The sequence below is a fragment of the Vicinamibacteria bacterium genome (genome assembly GCA_035570235.1).
Lineage (GTDB): Bacteria > Acidobacteriota > Vicinamibacteria > Fen-336 > Fen-336 > DATMML01.
In genome coordinates this window covers 1-20041 of record DATMML010000095.1, presented here as the reverse complement: position 1 = coordinate 20041, position 20041 = coordinate 1, and the positions used below count along the sequence as shown (strand labels likewise).

General features: G+C 67.6%; 17 protein-coding genes and 1 riboswitch. Of the genes, 14 read left to right on the top strand and 3 right to left on the bottom strand.

Features of this window, described 5'->3' with window-relative positions:
• The first annotated feature begins 208 nt into the window (after nt 1–208).
• The 4 genes from VN461_17980 (at nt 209) to VN461_17965 (ending at nt 5498) form a co-directional block, all read left to right on the top strand.
• The gene (locus VN461_17980) at nt 209–970 is read left to right on the top strand and encodes a DUF4388 domain-containing protein (protein ID HXB56663.1); all 762 of its coding nucleotides are present in this window, start codon (nt 209–211) and stop codon (nt 968–970) included.
• 211 nt (nt 971–1181) lie between these two features.
• Nucleotides 1182–1421 (top strand): hypothetical protein, encoded by a 240-nt coding sequence (locus VN461_17975; GenBank protein HXB56662.1) that lies wholly within the window; start codon nt 1182–1184, stop codon nt 1419–1421.
• A gap of 372 nt (nt 1422–1793) precedes the next feature.
• Entirely contained in the window at nt 1794–4457 is a 2664-nt protein-coding gene (locus VN461_17970; protein HXB56661.1) for a HEAT repeat domain-containing protein, read from the top strand.
• Nucleotides 4458–4697: 240 nt separating this feature from the next.
• Nucleotides 4698–5498 (top strand): hypothetical protein, encoded by an 801-nt coding sequence (locus tag VN461_17965; GenBank protein ID HXB56660.1) that lies wholly within the window; start codon nt 4698–4700, stop codon nt 5496–5498.
• A 26-nt stretch (nt 5499–5524) separates the two neighbouring features.
• On the opposite strand, the gene VN461_17960 is transcribed toward VN461_17965, so the two are convergent.
• Nucleotides 5525–6814 (bottom strand): amidohydrolase family protein, encoded by a 1290-nt coding sequence (locus VN461_17960; GenBank protein HXB56659.1) that lies wholly within the window; start codon nt 6812–6814, stop codon nt 5525–5527.
• 167 nt (nt 6815–6981) lie between these two features.
• A riboswitch (cobalamin riboswitch) is annotated at nt 6982–7194 on the top strand.
• A 160-nt stretch (nt 7195–7354) separates the two neighbouring features.
• On the opposite strand from VN461_17960, the gene VN461_17955 reads away from it, so the two are divergent.
• From VN461_17955 to cobU, 9 genes are all read left to right on the top strand, one after another.
• Nucleotides 7355–9772 (top strand): TonB-dependent receptor, encoded by a 2418-nt coding sequence (locus VN461_17955; protein ID HXB56658.1) that lies wholly within the window; start codon nt 7355–7357, stop codon nt 9770–9772.
• Entirely contained in the window at nt 9753–10691 is a 939-nt protein-coding gene (locus VN461_17950) for a helical backbone metal receptor (GenBank protein ID HXB56657.1), read from the top strand. The genes VN461_17955 and VN461_17950 overlap by 20 nt, the downstream gene beginning before the upstream one ends.
• Nucleotides 10688–11470: an ABC transporter ATP-binding protein gene (locus VN461_17945; GenBank protein ID HXB56656.1), complete on the top strand. Its 783-nt coding sequence runs from the start codon at nt 10688–10690 to the stop codon at nt 11468–11470. Before VN461_17950 ends, VN461_17945 begins: the two co-directional genes overlap by 4 nt.
• A 95-nt stretch (nt 11471–11565) precedes the next feature.
• Nucleotides 11566–12537: an iron ABC transporter permease gene (locus tag VN461_17940; protein HXB56655.1), complete on the top strand. Its 972-nt coding sequence runs from the start codon at nt 11566–11568 to the stop codon at nt 12535–12537.
• A 39-nt stretch (nt 12538–12576) separates the two neighbouring features.
• On the top strand, nt 12577–13146 hold the full coding sequence (locus VN461_17935; protein HXB56654.1) for a cob(I)yrinic acid a,c-diamide adenosyltransferase: 570 nt from the start codon (nt 12577–12579) through the stop codon (nt 13144–13146).
• A gap of 314 nt (nt 13147–13460) precedes the next feature.
• A complete protein-coding gene (gene cobT / locus VN461_17930) occupies nt 13461–14573 on the top strand; it encodes a nicotinate-nucleotide--dimethylbenzimidazole phosphoribosyltransferase (GenBank protein HXB56653.1) in 1113 nt (370 codons plus the stop codon).
• A complete protein-coding gene (cobS, locus tag VN461_17925; protein HXB56652.1) occupies nt 14570–15352 on the top strand; it encodes an adenosylcobinamide-GDP ribazoletransferase in 783 nt (260 codons plus the stop codon). The genes cobT and cobS overlap by 4 nt, the downstream gene beginning before the upstream one ends.
• Complete coding sequence (locus VN461_17920) at nt 15349–16020, top strand: histidine phosphatase family protein (protein HXB56651.1); 672 nt, start codon at nt 15349–15351, stop codon at nt 16018–16020. The genes cobS and VN461_17920 overlap by 4 nt, the downstream gene beginning before the upstream one ends.
• Nucleotides 16014–16547 (top strand): bifunctional adenosylcobinamide kinase/adenosylcobinamide-phosphate guanylyltransferase, encoded by a 534-nt coding sequence (cobU, locus tag VN461_17915; GenBank protein HXB56650.1) that lies wholly within the window; start codon nt 16014–16016, stop codon nt 16545–16547. The genes VN461_17920 and cobU overlap by 7 nt, the downstream gene beginning before the upstream one ends.
• A 110-nt stretch (nt 16548–16657) precedes the next feature.
• On the opposite strand, the gene VN461_17910 is transcribed toward cobU, so the two are convergent.
• Nucleotides 16658–18181: a glycosyltransferase family 39 protein gene (locus VN461_17910; GenBank protein HXB56649.1), complete on the bottom strand. Its 1524-nt coding sequence runs from the start codon at nt 18179–18181 to the stop codon at nt 16658–16660.
• Between the two features lie 148 nt (nt 18182–18329).
• Nucleotides 18330–18917: a hypothetical protein gene (locus VN461_17905; protein ID HXB56648.1), complete on the bottom strand. Its 588-nt coding sequence runs from the start codon at nt 18915–18917 to the stop codon at nt 18330–18332.
• Between the two features lie 334 nt (nt 18918–19251).
• On the opposite strand from VN461_17905, the gene VN461_17900 reads away from it, so the two are divergent.
• On the top strand, nt 19252–20041 hold a 790-nt coding region (locus tag VN461_17900), incomplete at its 3' end, for a VOC family protein (GenBank protein ID HXB56647.1).

Below are 20041 nucleotides of genomic sequence, written 5' to 3'. Positions count from 1 at the left end.
GCATGGATCGACGCCGGGTTCCAGGCGGCCTGAATGGAGGGAAGGTGGAGGAGCGTCTGCGCACCGCATACTGCGGCGTTCTCCCCGGGCCTCGCCTGCTCCTCTCCTCCTGTCCCAGAGGCATTGACGCGGGTCATGGCCGGGGAAAAGGCAGCTGTCACATGAGCATCTCCGAGGCGAGCCTGGGGGTCACACCGTGACTCGGGGGATGATCCAAGACGCCAGCGTTCCCGAGCGACTTCTATCGGCGCTGGCCAATCGGGAGACGGGAATACTTACCTTTCGCAACGGGTCGGTCACTAAGAGCTTATACCTGCACATGGGCCATGTGATCTACGCCAAAAGCAGCGACCCCGATGAACGCATGGGCGAGAGCCTGCTTCGGCGAGGCAAGATCACCGCTCGCCAGTACCGGGAGGGCAGCCAGAGGATGCAGCCCGGCCAGCGGCTGGGGACGGTCCTGGTGGAGATGGGGGTCCTCGAGCCACTGGATCTGCTCCCCGCAATGCAGCAGCACGTGAAGGAGATCCTGCTCGACGTCCTCACGTGGACCCACGGGGAGTACGAGCTGACCTCGGGCGAGATCGGCTTCGAGGACGTGGTGATCCTCAGTTTTCCCATGGAAAATCTCATCCTGGAGGGGATCCGCCGGATCCGCGCTTGGAGCCTCATCCATCGCGGGATCGGGGACATGAGCTCCGTTCCCGTTCCCACCGGCAACACGGAGGTCCTTGTCAAGCTCGGGTTGACGGACGAGGAGCAACAGGTCTTGGCCCACGTCAACGGCCGGGCCTCGGTAGAGCAGATCTGCCAGGTCTCCTACCTTTCGAACCTGGAGGCCTGTCGCACTCTCTGGGCCCTCCGGATCCTGGGCGTAATCCGGTACGGCCAGGCGGAGGCGGCGCAGGCTGGCCCAGGTCGCGAACCGCCTCCTGGCCCCAGGGAACCGCATGCGGGCAAGGCTCAATGAGTTGGTTGTTGCCGCCAGCTGGGGTCGGGAGCGAGCCAGGGGTGCAGTTGGTGGCGGTGGTGTCCGGAATCACTGAGTTTGGTTGCGAAGGGAGCTTGGATGCCGCCGGTGAAAGGGCGAAGGTCAGGGGGGCGCTCGCTGTGAAGCCCATGTCCTGACCGCGACTTCCGCGTGGGAGTGAGTCGTACGACGATCATCATACGAGCGTGTTGTGCGAACGACTCTCTATCTGCTCGCGTCAGTGCTCCTCCTGGGGCTCAGTCTGTTTCTCGCGTCCTCTTACAGACATTGGAAGAAGTTCCACGAGCGAGAGAGATTCCTCTTGAGCATGAGGGAGATCACGACGCCACGGCGCATGGATCCCGTACAGCGGGCACGTTTGGCGGTCCTTCAGACGCCCTGGTGGGCGTTCTGGCGTTGGCTGCCCGACCGATGGCAGCGGCCGGAGTAGCGGAGAACCGCGTCGCCCGGCGACGGGCATGGTGGCCATCGCGGGGCGGGCGAGCTCTGTCATCGGACTGGTTTTAGGAAGGGCCGGCCCTCCGCGCCCGTGCCGGGTCAAGGGCCCCCCGCTCGGCGGGGAGCGTCCGAGCGGGTGCCTGCCCCCTGCCCGCCCCCCTGTCCGCCCCCCTTGCCAGGTGCTCGGGAGTGCTTTAACCTCTCTTGGCCATCTCTCCAGCCGCGATTCGCACGATCCTCCACATGGAACGAGCTGTGAACCATGGGGCTTGATCCTCCGGTGATCTGCCCGTCGTGTAAGGCAGAAAACGATAGCGCCGCGGACGCGTGTTCCCAATGTGGGCGGCATCTCTCCATTCTCAAGGTGGGCGAGGTCCTGAGCCGCCGCTACGAAATCCTCGACCTCCTCGGTCAGGGAGGCATGGGAGCGGTCTACAAAGCTCAAGACCGCATCCTCGATGAAGTCGTCGCCGTCAAGCTCCTGCGCTTCGACATGAGCCGGACCCCCCAATGGGGCCGCCGGTTCCAGTTCGAGATCAAGCTTGCCCGCAAAGTGAGCCACCGCAACGTCTGCCGCTTTCACGAATACGGGGAGGACAGGGGGCGTACCTATGTCTCGATGGAGTTCGTGGACGGAGTCGACCTGCGCCGCAGGATCGCAGAGAAAGGCAGCCTGGGATGGGACGAAGCTTTCGAGGTCGCGATCCAGATCAGCAAGGGGCTACAGGCGATCCACGACGTGGGGATCGTTCACCGCGACCTCAAGACGTCGAACGTGATGCTGGACTCACGCGGAATCGTCAGACTCATCGATTTCGGAGCCGCAAAGCGGTGGATGGCCGACGGACAGACCGAGGGCACCGTTGCCGGGGAGATCATCGGGACCCCGGAGTACATGAGCCCCGAGCAAGCACGCGGGGGAAGTGTGGACTTCCGGAGCGACCTCTACGCGCTCGGGGTGGTCGTCTTCGAGCTTTTCACGGGCCGCGTCCCTTTTCGCGGTGAGAGTCCGGTCCTCACGATCCTCAAGCACTTGCGGGAGGCTCCCCCGCTAAGCGGGCCCCACGCCGCCCCCCTCCCGAGGCAACTGGTTCCGATCTTGCGGAAGGCGCTCGCCAAGTCACCCGACGAGCGCTATGCGACGGCGCGGGGAATGAGCGAGGCCTTGCGCCTGGCTCGGGGCGGACCCGACCTTGAGCCCCGCCGAAAGCCCACCCCGCTCAGGTCACCGCTCCCACTCCCTCCCCGGGGTTTCACTCCGCCCAGGGGTTACACCCTTCCGGGGGCCGCCGATGGCGCCCCGCCCGCGAGGCGTGACACAACTCGCCCGATCCCCTCCGAAATCGCCGCCGAGGCGGAGTTGGCCGGCAAGGAACGGCTTGCCAGCTTCATATCGGGCCTGGACCATCCCAACGTGCGCGTCCGCTGGAGGGCGGCCGTGGGCTTGTGGGAGATGGGCCCCATGGCCAAGGATGCGGTTCCGGCCCTTACGAAAGCGCTCGAAGACAAGGCGCTCTCTGTCGCCCATGCCGCCGCCGAGGCCCTGAGGACGATCACGGAGGAACGAGAGCCGGACCGCTCGGACGCCTCGCCTACGACCGGTACCGGACCGATCGATGTCTCGGCCCTGATCGACGCGCTGCGGCACGAGGACGTGAGCGTCCGCGAGTGGGCAGCGGTCGCCCTGGGACACCTAGGGCCGTCCGCGAAGGCCGCGGTCACGGCGCTGCGGGCGGCTCTCAAGAACACGATGAGCGGCATCCGCGACTGGGCTGCGGCTGCTCTCGGTGGCATCGGTCCTGAAGCGAGGGAGGCGATCCCGGACCTTGTGGGAGCTCTCAAGGACGAGAGCCGCTTCGTGCGCGCTGCCGCGGCGGCGGCCCTAGGCGCTATGGGCCCATCCGCCAAGGACGTGGTGCCCGATCTCGTCGGAGCGCTCAGAGACGAGAACGCCAACGTTCGCTGGCGGGCCGCGGCCGCGCTCGGTGAGATTGGCCCAGAGGCGAGAGCAGCCATCCCCGCCCTCCTTTCGGCACTGGAGGACAGGGATGCGTCGACTACCGACGCCGTGGCCCTGGCCCTCGAGAAGGTCATCGGAAAGCCGGAACCGAGCCCCCAACCGAACCCGCTCCCGAACCCCGAGCCTCCGGGACCCGCGGCTCCTGACACGGTCGACGTCGGCAGCCTCATCTTGTCTCTCACCACTGACGACGAATCCGGCGTTCGCTGGCGGGCGGCGGCAGCTCTCGGGGATATGGGTCGGGTGGCAAAGGAGGCGGTCCCGGCCCTGACCGGCGCTTTGGAGGACCAAGACGACACGGTCCGTGGCGAAGCGGCCCGGGCTCTCGGGCGAATGAACTCAGCTGCCAAGGAGGCTGTCCCCGCCCTCGCCGCCGCCCTGAGGGACGGGGACGAGGTTCTCCGGCATCACGCGGCGGCGGCTCTGGGGTTGATCGGTCCGGACGCCCTGGCCGCCGTCCCCGCGCTCATCGAGGCGCTGAAAGAGAGGGACTTTCTTGAGCCCGACGAGGCCCAGGAAGCCCTGTTCAGCATCGGCCGGGCCGCCGTCCCCGCTCTCATCGAGGCGCTCCGGGACGAGAATCCGCGGATCCGGGGCAAAGCCTCGAGCCTCGTTGCCCGGCTCGGGGGAAAGGGGAAGACGCCGGTAAATCGGTTCTACGTGGAGAACGTGTACTGCGTGGCCGGCAGCGAGAGGATGCGCGTGGCCAACCTTGGCACGGGGGGCCTGTTCGCCTCGACCGAACAGCCTCCACCCGTGGGCGAGATGGTGACGCTCGTGGTCGAGCTCGCGCCCACCACGTTTCTCAAGGTGGTTGGCCAGGTCTCGTGGGTGAACAATGCAGCCGCGCCCTCTTCCCGCGATTGGCCGCCTGGCTTTGGGGTCCGCTTCACACGCATAACCAACGAAGACATGGCCGCCATCCGCGACATCCTCAAGCGCTCGGAGCCGGTTCTTGGCTCCGTGCCGCCCAGCGCTTTGGAAAAGCGGAAGGATAGCGGACCCTGAGGCGGTTCTTGGAGTTCGAGCCGACACGGATCTCGCTCTTTCTCCGTCGTCCGCGGTCGGGAACTCCTGTTCGGGAAGGGTGATTCGGTAACCCGTGCCCGAGTGTTTATGGCCGAGGTCCGGCCATCCCAGCCTAAGAATTTGACCGGCAAGTGCTTGTACGAGTTGGCGTTTGCCCCCCAGAGTGAGGGGGGTCACTGAGCTTCGCTTCTTGGCACCTGCCTTGCGAGTACCTGCTCCGTGGTCGGCCTTGCCCTACTCACGCTCCTGCAGTTCACGCCCACGGGCTCTGGTGTGGGGGACGGTGTCACGAGCCTCCCCGCTGCCAACCCACCCGCGTGGGCGAGCGTCCTGATTCGCCTCGAACCGCCGCCGGGCCCGGACGCGGCCTCGGCCGAGGCTCGCAGCCTCTGCCCGGCCAATGGCCCGCGACCCGATTCGGTCGTTGCTGTTGTCGCTCGGGAAGAGGCGGCGACACACGTCAGCCTCATTGGCTTCTCGGAGACGTCCGCCCTCGACTACTCGCCGCTCACGCGAGGGGAGCGCTGGAGGCTGTTCTTGAACCAAACCGTGACGTCGCCGGGGGCATTCGCGCCCGTCCTCGCGACCGCGGTCCTCGCCCAGCGGTTTCGGACCCCACCCGAGTGGGGAGACAACACCTCGGGGTTCGGAAAGAGAATGGCTCTGGCCTTCGGCACCAACGTCGTCCAGGGAGTGATCCAGTCCGCAGGCGACGCCATGCTCAAGCAGGACCCGCGCTTCATTCGGAGCGGCCAGAGGGGCTTCTGGCGTCGCGCGGCGCATGCGGTGCAGTTCACGGTGTTCACCTACGACGACCGCGGCCGGACATGCTTCGGCACCGCCAACGTCGCGTCCTTTTACGGCAGCAGCATCGCCAGTGCCCTCTTATACCCGCCCGGTCACCACGCTTGGCGCGAAGGCGTGCAGGCCGCGAACCTGCAGCTGGCGATGAGCGCCGCCTTCAACGTCTTCCAGGAGTTCTGGCCGGATATTCAAAGGACCTTCCGGCGGTCGCACTAGCTCACGGTTTCCCAGGCCCGAGCCCGTCAGCGCCGACCTCCCTCGGTGGGCCTGACCACCCGGCCGTCTTTCATGACGAAGAGGACATTCTCGAGGGCGCTCACGTCGGCGAGGGGGTCGCGGCCAACGGCCACGACGTCCGCCCGCTTTCCGGTCTCGAGGGTTCCCACGTCCTTCTCGATCCCGAGAACGCGGGCCGCGCGCGTCGTGGCTGACCGGATGGCGGCCATGGGGGACAGGCCGAGGCGCACCATCCGCGCGAACTCGCGGTTGGCGTGCGGGTGGGGGTAGATGGTGTCGGAGCCAAAGGCGACGGTCAACCCGGCTGCGAAAGCCGCGCGAAGACAGCGATCGCGTTCGGCCTGGAGCGCCTTCGCCTTCGCGATGCGATCGGCGGGGATGCCGCGTTTCTCCCCCTCCTCGATGATGTAGTCAAGCACGTAGACCGTAGGCACCAGAGGCACGCCACGCTCCTTCATGAGCCCAATTCCCTCGTCGTCGATCAACGCCCCGTGCTCGATGCAGTCCACGCCAGCGCGCAGCGCGGCCTTGATGCTACCGGCGCCGATCGCGTGGACCGTCACCTTCCGGCCGAGCCGGTGGGCCTCGTCCGTTGCCGCCCGGAACTCCTCGTCCGTGAAGGCCTGGCCCCGCGGGTCGTCCCCTGCCGACATGACGCCACCGCTGGCCGCCAACTTGATCCAGTCCGCCCCGTGCTTGACCTCCTCGCGGATCGCCTTGCGCATGGCCTCGGCACCGTCCACGACGACGTTGGGGACCTGGAGGGCGAGGTCTGGGGCCAGGTCGTTGAAGTCACCGTGACCGCCGGTGGGGGAGATCATGTGGGGGGCGACGAAGAGGCGGGGCCCCTGAAAATCGCCGCGCGCAATCGCGTCTCGGATCTCGACCGTGGAGTAGTACAGGTCCAGGTCACCCGGGTCGCGCAGGGTGGTGAAGCCGTTCTGGAGCCGGACCAAGGCGTTGCGCAGGCCCTCGAGCGCCTTGCGCGCGCTCGATTTCCGCAGCGAGTCGGCCAGGACGTCTCCGGGGTTGAGCAGGATGTGGGCATGCAGATCGATGAACCCGGGCAGGCAGGTCGCGTTCGAGAGGTCGACGGTGCGGGCGTCGGCCGGTGCGGCCAGGCCCTTCCCGACCGCCGTGATCCGATCGCCCACGACCTGGATGTCGATGCTCGCCGTCGCCTGGTCCGCCTGGCCGTCGATCAGCCTCCCGCATCGAATCAAGGTCGTCGGTTCGGCGGCCGCCACGGCGGCCATCAAGATCAAGCCCAGGAAGAGGCTCGTGAGTTGTCTCATCTCCTTAACCCCTCTCTTGGCGGCCTTGAGCTCCCCTCCCCTGGGGGGTGGGCGGGAGCCTTCATCGGCCGCACGTAGCGCTGGATCCTACTACCGTTCGTCTGGTGGACGGACGGTACCTACGCGCTCTTGAAATGACGGGCAAAAGGGACTAATGTCCAGTCGACCTTGTACGGACAGGCTCGGGTGCCCGGCGTACGGGGTAAAAGGGAATGGGGTGAGAAACCCCAACGGCCCACGCCACTGTGATCGGAGAGTCGGCGCTCTGGCTCGATTGCCCTAAGGGGTACGAGCAGCCACTCCCAGGATACTGGGGGGAAGGCGGGCGACGACGTAGGGCTCCGTGAGTCAGGAAACCTGCCCGAGCCGAGAAGTCGGAGTGCTCTTCGATGGGAAGAGTCCGGTTTCACGGCAGCTCCGCCAGAGCTCTCAGCTCTAGCGCAGAGTCTCTTCACCCCTTCGCCACCTGCCGCCGAGGCCTTTCTCCGCTTGTCCGGCCAAAACAAGAGGATTCGGGCTTACGCCCGGTGGGAGGCGTGCATGCGTGTGTCCGTCCTGGGACTGTTCCTTTTCTCTAGCGTCCAAGCGGCTGCCGGGGCGTCTGAAGGCTTGTCCACGATCACCGTGCGGGTCGTGGATCCGCAGGTGGTGCCGGTTCGGGGAGCTCGGGTCACCCTCTACACGAGGGACGATCGGCTTCGGATCAACGCCGTGACTGATGCGGCCGGACTCTGTCGCTTCGAGAGTCTGCCCGCTGCCGACTATCTTGTGGAAGCCGCGGCATCTGGTTTTGGCCGCCCCGACGTGCAGCGCGTGGCGCTGGTCAAAGCGACCGAGGTCGACGTCGAGTTTGCCCTCAAGCTCGCCGGCCTCAGAGAGCAAGTGGTCGTGACCGCATCCGGCAGCATGCAGGGATCCGACGAGGTCTCGAAGGCCATCGCTGTCGTGGACCGCGAGCAGATCGACGGCCGCGACGAGTTCGCCCTCGCAGACGCGCTGCGCACCGTTGCCGGTCTCCGCGTCCAGCAGCTGGGAGGGCCCGGTTCCTTCGCGTCCATCAAGATCCGGGGGTTACGCGACCAAGACACGGCCATCCTCATCGACGGCGTGCGTTTTCGCGACGCCGCCGGTCCCCAGGCCGACGCGTCTGGGTTCCTGGAGGATCTCCTGGTGACCAACATCGAGCGGGTCGAGGTCCTTCGCGGGTCGGGCTCTTCGCTCTATGGCTCCAACGCCATTGGGGGAGTGGTCAACGTCGTGACCGACCACGGCGGAGGCCAGGCCCGGGGCGGCCTCCTCCTCGAGGGCGGCTCGCTGGGCTTCTTTCGGGGGCGCGCGGACACCGCCGGGGGCTTTAACAAGGACCGCATCACCTACAGCGCCGGATTCGCCCACCTGAACGTCTCCGAAGGCGTGGGAGGCGACGACAAGGCACGCACCTCCAGCATCCAGGGGCGTGTCCAGGTTCGTCTCGGCCCGACAGCGACGCTCGCGACCCGGATTTATTTCGCCGACTCGTTCACAAAGCTCAACGAGAGTCCGCTGACCCTGGGCACCCTCCCCAGCGATGGAATCATCGACGCCAGCCCCCTCTCGCGGTCGGAGTTGTCCCGCTACGAGTCGGGTACGCCGGTCTCCGAGCTGAACCTCGACGGGGCGAACTTCATTCCCTCCGCCCATGACCCCGACAACACCCGTAGTGCCAACTTCCTTTCCGCGCTGGTGACATTCGAGCATCGTCCCTCCCCGGGCTTCGCCTACAGCGTGACCTATCACGGCTTGCTCACCAACCGGACCTTTGTGAATGGTCCCCTGGGTCCCGGGTTCCAGCCCGATGGTATGACCCGCGACGAATTCGACGGACGCGTACACACCCTGGACGCCCACGCCGACTTCGGTGTCGGCCCCCACCACCTCTTCACGGTCGGGTATCAGCTGGAGAGCGAGCGATACCTGGGCCGCTCGACCCCGACCGACCCCGCCGCCGGCTCCTCGGTGAACGCGGCCCAGCTCAGCCATGCCAGCTTCATCCAGGACCAGATCCGTCTTCTTGGGGGGGCGTTGCAGGCCTCCGCTGGTCTCCGCGCCCAATGGTTCTCGCTCGACGCCCCAACCCTCACCCCAGCTTCGGGGTCGCCCTTTCAAGGACTCCACCTCCCCTCGCTCCCCAGTGCCTACACCGCCGATGGGTCGATCGCCTACTTCTTGGAGAAGACAGGCACCAAGCTGCGGGGCCACGTCGGGAACGGTTATCGGGCGCCCTCGCTTTTCGAGCGCTTTGGCAGCTCCTTCGGGAGCTTCGGGTATTCCGTCTACGGGGATCCGCGGCTCGGCCCCGAGCGGTCGCTGGGGGTTGACCTGGGGGTGGACCAGCAATTTGCCGCGGGCCGGCTGCGCACATCGCTGACGCTCTTCCGCACCGATCTCCGAAAGGTGATCATTTTCGACTTCTCGGGAGCCATCAGTCCCGAGACCGACCCCTTCGGGCGCTTCGGCGGATACCGATTGGTGGACGGCGGAAAGGCCCAGGGGCTCGAGGTCGAGGCCGCGGCGGAGCCGTTGCGGGGGCTTCGGCTGAACGCGGCCTACACCTACAACGCCGCCGAGCCTCCGACGCGCCAGCCCCAGGATCTGCCCCAGGCCTACATCATTCCAAAGCATCAGTTCTCCCTGGTGGCAACCCAGCGGCTGGGCGGCTTCCAAGCGACGCTCGCCCTCGCGGCCTCCGACAGCTATCTGGCGCCCGTCCTCGATCCGGTGACGTTCGCGAGCCGCACTTACCGCTTCCAAGGGATCGTGAAGGCGGATTTTGTGGCCAGCTACAGCATGCGCGTGTCGGAACGGGGAAGCCTGCGGCTCTTCGGCAAGGTCGCAGACGTCTTCCATCGGACCTATTTCGAGAGCGGCTTCGCGACCCCGGGCCGGGTCGCGTTGGGGGGTGTGGCCTTTGCGTACTGAGAGAAACGCGAAGGGACTCATTCTGTGCCGCACGGGGGGGCTCCTGTTCGGGCTCGCGTTGGTCGCCCCCGGGCCCGTCGCTGGACGGGCAACGGATGTCGTTAGCCCCCGTCCCCGAGCGATCATTTCGCTCTCCCCCAACGTCACGGAGATACTTCATGGGATCGGAGCCTTCAGCCGGGTGGTCGCGGTTTCCGACTATTGCAGCTTCCCGCCCGAGGTCGAGGGCTTGCCGCGGGTCGGGGGCTGGCTCAACGCCAATCTGGAGAAGGTCACGGCCCTCCGGCCCGACCTGATCATCATGACGGACGACCAGGCCCCGCTCGTGAAGGACCGGCTCGACCTCCTCGGCCTCCGAACGCTCGTCATACCAAGCCAGACGATCGAGGACGTCTTCAGGGCCATCCGAGAGATCGGCCGGGCCGTGGGCAATGACCAAGAGGCTGAGGGGCTGGAAGCCGGTACCCGAGCCGAGCTCGCCGCGATCCGGGGGAAGGCGAGCGGGCGAGTGCGCCCCAAAGTGCTCTGTGTCGTCGACCGCCTCCCGGGCACGCTGCGGGACCTATACGTGGCGACGCAGGGAAGCTACCTGACGGAGCTGATCGATATCGCCGGAGGCGACCCGATCGCGCCCTCCGGGGCGGCCAACTACGTGAGGCTAACAACCGAGGCCCTGGTCTCCCTCGATCCGGAAGTCATCCTCGACCTTGCACAGGCGGTGACGCCCCCCGCCATCGTGGCCGGCCCTCTGAGGGAAGAGGCGGCGGCGGTGTGGGCCGACCTCCCGCGAGTGCGCGCCGTGCGCCAGGGGCGGGTGTACGCATTCAGGGACCGGACTGTCGTTCATCCCTCGCAGTTCGTGAGCGAGACCGCACGCCACATGGCGATGCTCCTTCACCCGGAGGCGTTCCCGAAATGACGAGCGCCCTCCTGCAGGCGACGGGCCTCGGTTTCGGCTACGCCGGCACGAAGCCCGTGGTCTCGGGCTTATCGCTGGCCCTGCCCCGCACGACGTTCGCGGCCCTGATCGGTCCCAACGGTAGCGGGAAGTCGACGCTCCTGCGGCTCTTGGCCGGGCTCCTGCGGCCATGGCAGGGGCTGGTCACCCTGGACGGGGCGGCCCTCGGCTCGATCTCGCGGCGACGTCTTGCCATGAGGATGGCCTACGTGCCGCAGGAGCTGACAACCGTGTTTCCCTTCACTGCTCTCGAGGTCGTCCTCACGGGGCGGGCGCCGTACACGCCGCGCTTTCGGCTGGAGGGGACGAGGGACCGCACCATCGCCATGGAGGCGCTCGCCACACTCGGCGCCCAGCACCTGGCGGAACGGCCCATGACCGAGCTCTCCGGGGGCGAAAAGCAGCTCGTGGCCGTAGCCCGTGCCCTCGCGCAGCAACCCGAGCTGCTGCTCCTCGACGAGCCCGCCGCCTCCCTGGACCTGAAGCACCGCGCCCAGCTTGTGGCGGCCCTGCGGCGGCTTCGGAAGGAGCGGGGGCTCACCGCCCTCGTCGTCACCCACGACCTCGCGTTCCTGGACCCCGCTTTCGACCATGTCTTCGCCTTGCGGGGCGGCAGCCTGGCCGCCGAGGGGGCGCCCCGGGAGGTTCTGCGGGAGGACACCCTCAAGGAGATCTACGAGGACGCGAACGTGCGCGCTTGCCGCTTGGACGGGCGCACCTTCGTGTGGTCGGAGTGGTGATGGACGCGGGGGGCGCGGGACCGATCCCGGCGATGCCGACGGCGGGGGACCCGGCGTTGGATCAGGGCGGGGGACCGGCGCCCGGACGACGAGGGATGCCCTTTCTGCTCTTGGCGGGGGCCGTCCTCCTGGTGACGGTGGGCGCCCTGTCTACCGGATATCGGCGGATCGATCTCGAGGCCCTCCGCTCGGATCCCACGTCACGGACGATCTTTCTCGAGATCCGGGTTCCGCGGGTGCTGCTGGGCTTGATCGTGGGTGGGTCTCTGGGAGTCGTGGGCGCGGCCCTCCAGGCTCTGTTCCGCAACCCCCTGGCCGATCCCTTCACGCTCGGGGTGTCGGGCGGGGGGGCGCTGGGGGCGAGCCTGGCCATCGCTCTGGGCCTCGGCGGCCGGGTGGGGGCCCTGCCCCTGGTCTTCGTGGCGGCTTTGATGGGTGCGGGCCTCGCGGTCCTGATCGTCTACCGCCTGGCATCGGTGGGGGCGGTGCTCCTGCCCGGAGCGCTGCTTCTGGCAGGGGTGGTCATAAACCTCATCGCCGCGGCAGGGGTGTTGATGCTCCAGTGCCTGGCGGACTACACCCGTGCCCTCCAGATTCTTCGCTGGCTCGTGGGCAGCCTGGATGTGGTGGGGTCAGGAGTGCTCTGGCCGATGCTGCTCTTTCTCACCCCCGGGATCGTGGCCCTCCTGGTCCTTGCCCGGGATCTCCACCTGCTTGCCGTGGATGCGGAGACCGCGGCCAGCCTGGGCGTCAATGTCCATCGGGTCGAGCGAATCACGTACGTCGCCTCCTGCCTGGTGGTGGGGACGACGGTGGCGGTGGCGGGCCCGATTGGCTTCGTCGGTCTCGTCGTGCCGCACGCGGTGCGGCGGCTCTTCGGAGAGGATGTCCGTGTGGTCATGCCCTGCTCGCTCCTGCTGGGGGCGGCGTTTCTGGTGCTGGCGGACACGATGGCGAGAACCCTCCTGGGGGCGGCCGAGGTCCCCGTGGGGGCGGTGACCGCCCTGGCCGGCGGGCCGGCCTTCCTGTGGCTGCTGGGCCGGAGGCGGCATGCCTCCTTGCTGTAAGGCGGGGTCTTCGGCTGGGACCAATCGGAAGGAGGAGGGATGAGCATCTCGACCAAGCGTGGTGACAGCGGGAAGACGAGTCTCATCGGTGGAGAACGCGTCTCCAAGGGAGATCTTCGGGTTGAAGTGTACGGAGTGGTCGATGAGCTGATCAGCCAGCTCGGGTTCGCGCGGGCCATCAGCGAGCACCAAGAAGTGCGGGAGCTGACGAAGGCCCTCCAGCGAGACCTGTTCAACCTCTCCGGCGCCATCGAGTCGCCGCCGTCCGGCAAGGACTCTTCCGTCGGAGGCGCGCGGGTCGAGGCCCTCACCAACCACGTCCATCGGATTGAGAGCATGGAGGGAGTCCTCCAGGACTGGGCCCTGCCCGGCGAGCACGCGGCGGCGGCGGCTTTCGACGTGGCGCGGACCACGTGCCGTCGGGCGGAGCGCGTCGTGGCCCGGCTGGTGGACGCTGGACACGAAATCGACGGGAGCCTGATTCCCTACCTCAATCGGCTGGCCGATCTGCTCTGGCTGCTGGGACGGCTCCTGGAGAAGGACGCGGGGGCGAACGCCGCCCTGCGGGATCCCAAGACGGGAGGCCCGCGCTGGTCGCGCGCCTGGTAACGGGGCGGGATCGTGAACGGTGAGTGGACGATGCGCGCGAAAGCCCTGATGGTGCTCGGGACGGGGTCCCACGTAGGCAAATCGCTATCTTCACGGGTTGTTCGACTCCGACGCGTTCCGCCACTCGTTCTTGCGGGCCGCACGCGCCGTCTGCGGGCGGGAGCCGCCCAGGGAGCTCACGTGGTTTTCCGCGGAGCGCGAGGCTCGCTTCGGCCGTCTCGCGAGCCACGTGAGAGAGAGCGCTGGCGGGTATCGGCCGTACCAACCACCCCGGGAGCCCTCGGCCCAGACGCGCGCTTTGAGGAGCCAATTTCATGAACGACGCCAAAGAGTTGATCTTGGAGACTATCCGAAACATTCGCCCCGTAAGCACCGACTGGATCACCCGCGCTCGCCAGCGCCAGCGGTCGCTGACCAAGCCCCCCGGTAGCCTGGGGCGCCTGGAAGAGGTCGCGGAGCGTATGTGCGCAATCCAGGAGAGGATCGAGCCCCACGTCGCGCGGCGGCGGATCGTGGTTTTTGCCGCCGACCACGGGGTCACGGCTGAGGGGGTGAGCGCCTACCCCAGCGAGGTGACTGCCCAGATGGTCGTCAACTTCGTGCGGGGGGGCGCCGCCGTGAATGCCCTCGCGGGCGTCGCCAACGCCGACGTCTGGGTGGTGGACATCGGGGTCGCCGTGCCCGTAAGCGTGGGCTCCGGCCGCGCGCGGCTGATCCAGCGCCGCGTGCGCAACGGGACCCGAAACATGGCTGAGGGTCCGGCCATGACCGAGCCGGAGACGCTCGCTGCCGTCCTAGCCGGCATCGAGCAGGCGGAGCAGGCCGCAGAAGATGGGGTGGCGTTGCTTGGGCTGGGCGAGATGGGGATCGGCAACACCACCGCCGCGAGCGCGGTGACGGCCGCGCTCACCGGCCTGCCCCCGTCGCGGGTGACGGGACGGGGAACGGGGGTGAGCGACGACGGCCTGGCCCGCAAGGTCGGGGTAGTGGAGCGGGCGCTGGCCGAGAATACCCCCCGGCCGGATGATCCCCTCGACGTCCTGCAGAAAGTGGGAGGCCTCGAGATCGCCGGCCTCTGCGGCTTGTGCCTGGGCGGAGCCCGGCGAGGCCGCGCGCTGATCTGCGACGGCTTCATCGCGACGGCAGGTGCCGCGCTGGCGGTAGGGCTGTGTGGAGCCGTGGCCGACTACCTGTTCGCGGGGCACCGGTCGCCGGAGCCTGGCCACGCCGTCCTCTTGGACCGGATCGGCCAGCGACCGCTACTCGATCTGGAAATGCGGCTCGGGGAGGGTACGGGGGCGGCGCTCGCTATGAACGTGATCGGGGCCGCGGTTGCCGCCTTCACGGAGATGGCGACGTTCGAATCCGCGGCGGTCACGGACGTGCCGGGACCCAGCGAGGGACCGCCGGATTCTGGTCGCAAATGAGGGCTTTACTGGCGGCGGTCGCGTTCCTCACCCGCATTCCCGTGCCCGCGCGCTGGAGCTTTGACGCTGCCGATGTCGGGCGCGCGGCGGTGTTCTTCCCGCTCATCGGCGCTGGCATCGGGGGTATCGCAGTCGTGGGCCTGGAGCTCTTGTCGGTGAGGGTGGCCTGGGGGCAGGGCCCCCGGTTCGGCGGCCCCTGGCTCCCGTCCGCGCTGACGGCCGTTTGCCTCGTTTCCCTCACCGCCTGGGTCACCCGTGGCCTGCACCTGGATGGCTTGGCGGATATGGCCGATGGCTTCGGAGGCGGACATTCCCGGGAGGAGGTTCTCCGCATCATGCGAGATCCCTCCATCGGAGCCTTCGGGGCCACGGCCCTCGTCTTGTTGCTTTCGGGCAAGGTCCTCTCCCTGGGCAGCCTCATCGAAAGAGGAGCCGCGGCGCGTTACCTGGTGGTCGCGCCCGCCCTGGGCCGCTGGGCCACCGTTGCCCTGGGGCGCTTCCTGCCCTACGCCCGCCGGGAGGGGGGCCTGGGAACGGCCCTCACCGATCATGTGGGGAGCCGCGAGTTCCTCGGCGCCACGGTCCTGGCGGTGGCCCTGTCCCTTCTCGTCGGCCCCCTGGCCGCCGCCGCCTGCTGGGGAGCGGCGGTCCTAGTCACCGCTGCCGTAGGGCGTGGCAGCCGACGCCGCATTGGAGGCGTCACCGGCGACATCATGGGCGCGGCCTCGGAGCTGACGGAGGTCGCCGTCCTGGCCATCGCCGTGGCCGTGTCTGGGTGACGGGCTTGCCGCTCGAGGCCCCGCGATGGAGAAGACCGGAGGGAACCACCCTCCGTGTCGTCCTCGTGCGCCATGGAGAGCCGGAAGCCTCTGCCCACGGCCGCTGCTACGGAACGCTCGACCTGGACCTCTCGCCGCGGGGCAGAAGGCAGATGAGACGGGTGGCGCGCCTCCTGGAGAGCGTTCCCTTGACCGCCGTCTATTGCAGCCCGCGCGTCCGGGCACGGGAGAGCGCCGAGATCGTTGCTGGACCCCACGGGCTGACCCCGCGGCCCGAGGATCGCTTCCGGGAGATCGACTTCGGGAGCCTTGAGGGTCTCACGTACGATCAGGCGGCGGAGCGCTTCCCCGAGATCTACAAGGCCTGGATGGAGAGGCCCACGGAGGTGGAGTTTCCTGGCGGCGAGAGCCTGTCCACGATGCGGGTCCGGGTGGTGGCGGCAGCCAGCGAGCTCCGGGGAAGACACGAGGGCCACACCCTCGCCGTCGTCTCCCATGGGGGGGTGGGCCGCATCCTTTTGGCGGAGGCATTGAGCCTGGAGGCCCGCCATCTGTTCCGAATGGAGCAATCGTACGGGGCGGTGAGTGTCATCGACTACTACGGGCATGCCCCGCTGGTTCGGTTGCTCAACGCCGTTCCCGCGCGTGACCTGGGCCTTCGGTGCTGACCCTGATTCTGGGCGGGGCGAGGAGCGGCAAGAGCCGCTATGCACAGAGCCTGTGCGCCCGGGGTCCCGCGGTCTATCTCGCCACCGCGCGATCGGATGGCGACCCGGAGATGGAGGCTCGGATCGCTCGGCACCGGGCGGAGAGGAGGCCGGGCTGGACGACCATCGAGGAGGCTCGGGATGTCGTGCGTGCGGTTCGGGAGGCGAAACCCCTGGACGCGCCGGTGGTGGTCGACTGCGTCACCCTTTGGGTGGCCAACCTCCTGGTAACCCGGCCCGACCTTCCCGGGGGGGAGCAGGAACGGCTCATTATGGAAGCCGTCTCTCAATTGCCGGACGCGGCCAGGCAGCGTGACGTGATCGCGGTGAGCAACGAGGTGGGCAACGGAGTCGTCCCCGAGCAGCCGCTAGGACGCGTGTTCCGCGATCTCCAGGGCCTGGCCAACCAGTTGCTGGCCCGCGAGGCGGGTCATGTCGTCCTCATGGTGTCGGGGCTGCCGCTCGTCCTGAAGCAGGGGCCTCGCTAGGCGGTCTCGGCCGCTTTGAAGAAGGGCGGCAAAAAGGCCCCGCGGTTGATCAGCCCAGACGGTCGCCTTCTACCCTCGGGGTGGTGCGGGACGACAATTGGGCGTCCACCCTAGTCATAGTGCTTGAGCATTGGCCAGAGCTCGGGAAGGGATACCCGCGCCCGTCGGCAGAGAAAGACGGGGCGATGGTTCTCATAAGGCATGCAATGCCCGCACTCGATTGTGCCAGCCTGTTCGACCGACTCGAATCTCTCTTCCAGCCGAGTGCGCGACGGAGTGAGCATGATCATCAACTCGCCGGAGAATCCCCTCGGGCCCCAGAGCCAATAGTTGTTGTGACCGCTGATCGCGCGGGGGAGGCCATACGGCCGGCCCAGGAGGTCGATCGCGCCCGCCTCTCCGTAGTTGGAGGTGAAGATGCCGACCTTGGCTTGCTCTTCCGCGGAGAGGGAGCGGTAGACGCGCGCGACGACCGCCACCATCTCCTCCCATCCCTGCATGTCGGCAAAGAACTGGGGCAGCGCGCCAACCTCTTTCTTCTCCTCCGTTGAGGGCTTCTGACCCAAGGCTTGGGCGTAGGCGATGTAGCTCTCGACGGGCAGAATCGGTAGCGCCAGAGGCGCCGTGACCACCCCCGCAATGAAAAGCGTGATGAGGACCGCTCGCGGCGCGACTCTCCACCTACGTTCTTCGATGACGCGGCCGATGGCGACCCCTCCGGCGGCGAACAGGGTTGAATAGGCGGGCGCCAGGTAGCCGGTCCGGCTCTTTTGGTTGACGACCAGCAGCAGGAAGACAGCGAGGTAGATGATCCCGAGGGGCCGGAAGGGCCGTCCCGCGTGGGTTGAGAGAAAAAAGAAGAGGCCGGCGAGCCAGACGGGGAAGGTCAGCGGGTGCTGGTTCTGGATCTGGCTCACCGTGAAGGCCATGGGCCCTATGGCCGCCATCTTCACGCCGGTGGCGTTCCTTATGAACTCAAGGGTCGGCCAGCCGTCGCGTATTTGCCACAAGACGTGGGGAAGGAACAAAAGGGCCGCGACGCTCGCCGCCATCCACGGGCCCGACCTTCGAAGCACGTCCCGGCGCGACAACAGCAGTCCAGCTCCGAGACCGAAACCCAACCAGAGGATGCTGATTTTGTTGAGCAGCCCGAGCCCCAGGAGCACGCCCAGGGCCAGCCACCAGCCCGGGCGGTCTTCCTTAAGGACCCGCACGAGGAGGTAGCCGCTCCCGGTCCATACCAGGAGGTCGACCGTGTTCATAGAGTAGACGCTGTCGATGGCGAGATACTCGGGTGCGATAAGGGTGCACAGCATGGCAAGCGTCTGCGCGAAGCGTCCACCGCCCAATTCGCGGGCGATCAATCCCGTGAGCAGGACCGTGAGTGCGCCCACGATCGCGGGCAACAGGCGGATGGCGAAGAGCGAATCGCCCAGCGTTAGTCGGACGATCCAAAGGAGCAAGATCGAGAGGGGTGGGTGGTCGACGTAGCCCCAGGCGAGGTGGTCGGCGCAGGCACGGTAGTAGAACTCATCCCGGTAGTACCCGTAGCCGGGCGCGAACACAGTGTGCAGCAGGGCTTTGGCGAGGGGGAGCCACAGAAGGGCGCCAAAGACCGGACGGCCCAGCTTCATGTGGGCCCCCGCGCCGCCGTGTCTTGCGGGAAGGCGAACTCGCTCACCAAACGCTGGCCGGCACCGATGGTCAAAGCGTGGACACCGCAGGCCGCAGGCCCCGCCGTGCCTTGGAACAGGCAGGGCGGGGAATGGCCGTAGGAGGCTCTCAGTTGATGGTCACGAGCGTGGTGCCGGGGGTCCCTACGGGTGGCGTCGCGGTCACCGTCACCGTCGTCTCGGGGTCGTCCGGCGACCGACGCGTGCACATGAAGTCCGAGGACTGGCCGTTGGTGTCGGAGAAGATGGGGACGCTGCCGCTCTGGAAGAATTCCGCGGTGGGGCTGCTCACCGAGAAGATGATGGGGACGTTGGAGACGGGATTGCCGTTTGTGTCGTAAACAGTCGCCGTGATCAACGTGCAGCGGTTGCCGGCGAGGCGGGGCGGATTCGGAACCACCTTCACCAGCGCGGGCCGTGCGCTGCCGATCGTTACCGCTGTGGAGCAGGTTCCGTTGCCGCTGCTCGCGCCGCCCGTGCCCGGAGAGGGCGACGCGGAGGGGGCGGCTGCGGGTCCGCCCGACACGACGGTGATCGAGGCCGTTCCTGAGCGGCTGTCGGAGACGAAGTTCACCCGGACGATCCCGTTCTTGGTCTTCCCCTCGGGATCGATGCGGCCCAGGGTGGTGAAGAATTGCGCGACGGTGCCGTCGGGAACCGGGAATCCCGCCGGCTCAAGGATCAGTGAGGAGATCACGGAAACGTCCCCGAACGCGGCGACGAACGGGGGATTCGGGAAGCAACTGATCGACGATCCCGGTGGTGCCGTGAGGAGCCCGCTGGCACACGCAATCTGGGTTGCGAGGCAAAGCAGAAGAAGGCCCTTGCGTGGTTCCATCATGGGGCGAACCCTGTGAATGCCGAAGGGGCGGGCTCGTTCAGTTCGACCACACGGCCGCCGCGGCTCCCGCTGCGACGCTCGTCCCCGGCGATGCTGCATACCGGCGCCCCCCCTGAGGGCCATGGCTAGTATACCTTTCGCCGGGTATGCTGCTCACCCACCCAGGTTCGGGGGTCAAGGAGGCCGTGAGGTGACCAGACTGCGCTGGGCGCCCGTTCTCGGGAGTCTGATCATCGCTGCGACGCCTCCTGGCTCCCCGAACATGTCCGCCGTCCGCGCCTCGGGGGGCCCCGGGCGTCCCCGTATTCTCGGGATCTCTCATGTGGCCCTGCGGGTTAGCGACCTCGCGCGCTCGAGAGTCTTTTACCAGGAGTTTCTGGGCTATGCCACGGTACAGGCGGCGACTGCAGAGAAGGATTCGACGCTCCGCGTCGCCGTGGGGGAGCGACAGTACGTGGAGTTGCGCGACGGCCTGAGACCTGACGGGGATCGGCTGGACCACATCGCTCTCGAGACCGACGACGCCGAGGGAATGCGCCGTTACTTGGCGGCACGAGGAGTTGAGGTCCCTGGCGTTGTGTCTGAAGCGAACGGGAAACGCTGCCTCATGGTGAGGGACCCCGAGGGACGCTCGATTGAGTTCGTGCAGCCCGCTCCCGAGGCGGGGCCGAGAAACACTCTCCCCCGGCCCGCGTCGGCTCCGGGGCCCGTGGCTAGCCTGATCCGACACGCGGGGATCCTGGCGGGCGATCTGTCCGCGGCCGACCACTTCTACCACGAGGTCCTGGGTCTGACCGAGGTCTGGCGGGGCAGCCGTTCGGGCACCGAGCTGTCGTGGGTCAACCTGCGAGTTCCCGACGGGTTGGACTACCTTGAGCTTATGCTCTACGGCACCCTTCCGCCGCCGAACGCACGCGGCTCCCAGCACCACATCTGCCTGGAGGTGAGTGACCTCGATGAGGCCAAAGCACGCCTTCTCG

Excerpts from the sequence above, each read along its gene's own strand:
- VN461_17960 (HXB56659.1), bottom strand. The coding sequence starts at position 6,814 with ATGAGACAACTCACGAGCCTCTTCCTGGGCTTGATCTTGATGGCCGCC.
- VN461_17945 (HXB56656.1), top strand. The coding sequence starts at position 10,688 with ATGACGAGCGCCCTCCTGCAGGCGACGGGCCTCGGTTTCGGCTACGCC.
- cobT (HXB56653.1), top strand. The coding sequence starts at position 13,461 with ATGAACGACGCCAAAGAGTTGATCTTGGAGACTATCCGAAACATTCGC.
- VN461_17980 (HXB56663.1), top strand. The coding sequence starts at position 209 with ATGATCCAAGACGCCAGCGTTCCCGAGCGACTTCTATCGGCGCTGGCC.
- VN461_17910 (HXB56649.1), bottom strand. The coding sequence starts at position 18,181 with ATGAAGCTGGGCCGTCCGGTCTTTGGCGCCCTTCTGTGGCTCCCCCTC.
- VN461_17940 (HXB56655.1), top strand. The coding sequence starts at position 11,566 with ATGCCCTTTCTGCTCTTGGCGGGGGCCGTCCTCCTGGTGACGGTGGGC.
- cobS (HXB56652.1), top strand. The coding sequence starts at position 14,570 with ATGAGGGCTTTACTGGCGGCGGTCGCGTTCCTCACCCGCATTCCCGTG.
- VN461_17955 (HXB56658.1), top strand. The coding sequence starts at position 7,355 with ATGCGTGTGTCCGTCCTGGGACTGTTCCTTTTCTCTAGCGTCCAAGCG.
- VN461_17935 (HXB56654.1), top strand. The coding sequence starts at position 12,577 with ATGAGCATCTCGACCAAGCGTGGTGACAGCGGGAAGACGAGTCTCATC.